Origin of the sequence: Streptomyces sp. NPDC003300 (genome assembly GCF_040610915.1) — a bacterium.
In the GTDB taxonomy this organism is placed as follows: Bacteria; Actinomycetota; Actinomycetes; order Streptomycetales; family Streptomycetaceae; genus Actinacidiphila.
The window spans coordinates 1-1579 of the sequence record NZ_JBEXNE010000060.1 but is presented as its reverse complement, the minus strand read 5'-3'; the positions used below and the strand labels follow the sequence as shown (position 1 = coordinate 1579).

General features: G+C 56.7%; 1 rRNA gene. It reads right to left on the bottom strand.

Annotated elements, in window-relative coordinates:
* Window positions 1-44: 44 nt before the first annotated feature.
* Window positions 45-1579: ribosomal RNA gene (locus ABZX65_RS36305) — 23S ribosomal RNA — on the bottom strand; the annotation flags it as partial.

Here is a 1579-nt window from a genome sequence, read left to right as displayed (position 1 = left end):
GGTGGGCTGGTTGTTTCAGAACCACACAGTGAACGCGAGCAACAATGGACAAGCCCTCGGCCTATTAGTACCAGTCAGCTCCACCCCTCACAGGGCTTCCACATCTGGCCTATCAACCCAGTCGTCTACTGGGAGCCTTAACCCCTCAAAGGGGGTGGGAGTCCTCATCTCGAAGCAGGCTTCCCGCTTAGATGCTTTCAGCGGTTATCCCTCCCGAACGTAGCCAACCAGCCATGCCCTTGGCAGGACAACTGGCACACCAGAGGTTCGTCCGTCCCGGTCCTCTCGTACTAGGGACAGCCCTTCTCAAGACTCCTACGCGCACAGCGGATAGGGACCGAACTGTCTCACGACGTTCTAAACCCAGCTCGCGTACCGCTTTAATGGGCGAACAGCCCAACCCTTGGGACCGACTCCAGCCCCAGGATGCGACGAGCCGACATCGAGGTGCCAAACCATCCCGTCGATATGGACTCTTGGGGAAGATCAGCCTGTTATCCCCGGGGTACCTTTTATCCGTTGAGCGACGGCGCTTCCACAAGCCACCGCCGGATCACTAGTCCCTACTTTCGTACCTGCTCGACCCGTCAGTCTCACAGTCAAGCTCCCTTGTGCACTTACACTCAACACCTGATTGCCAACCAGGCTGAGGGAACCTTTGGGCGCCTCCGTTACCCTTTAGGAGGCAACCGCCCCAGTTAAACTACCCACCAGACACTGTCCCTGATCCGGATCACGGACCGAGGTTAGACATCCAGCACGACCAGAGTGGTATTTCAACGACGACTCCCCGATAGCTGGCGCTACCGGCTCACAGTCTCCCACCTATCCTACACAAGCCGAACCGAACACCAATATCAAGCTATAGTAAAGGTCCCGGGGTCTTTCCGTCCTGCTGCGCGAAACGAGCATCTTTACTCGTAGTGCAATTTCACCGGGCCTATGGTTGAGACAGTCGAGAAGTCGTTACGCCATTCGTGCAGGTCGGAACTTACCCGACAAGGAATTTCGCTACCTTAGGATGGTTATAGTTACCACCGCCGTTTACTGGCGCTTAAGTTCTCAGCTTCGCCCTGTCGAAACAGGACTAACCGGTCCCCTTAACGTTCCAGCACCGGGCAGGCGTCAGTCCGTATACATCGCCTTACGGCTTCGCACGGACCTGTGTTTTTAGTAAACAGTCGCTTCTCGCTGGTCTCTGCGGCCACACCCAGCTCAAGGAGTACATCCCGTCACCAGACATGGCCCCCCTTCTCCCGAAGTTACGGGGGCATTTTGCCGAGTTCCTTAACCATAGTTCACCCGAACGCCTCGGTATTCTCTACCTGACCACCTGAGTCGGTTTAGGGTACGGGCCGCCATGAAACTCGCTAGAGGCTTTTCTCGACAGCATAGGATCATCCACTTCACCACAATCGGCTCGGCATCAGGTCTCACCCACATGTTGTGCGGATTTGCCTACACAACGGGCTACACCCTTACCCCGGGACAACCACCGCCCGGGCTGGACTACCTTCCTGCGTCACCCCATCGCTTACCTACTAGAAGTCTGGGCTATCGGCTCCACCACTCCCCCTCA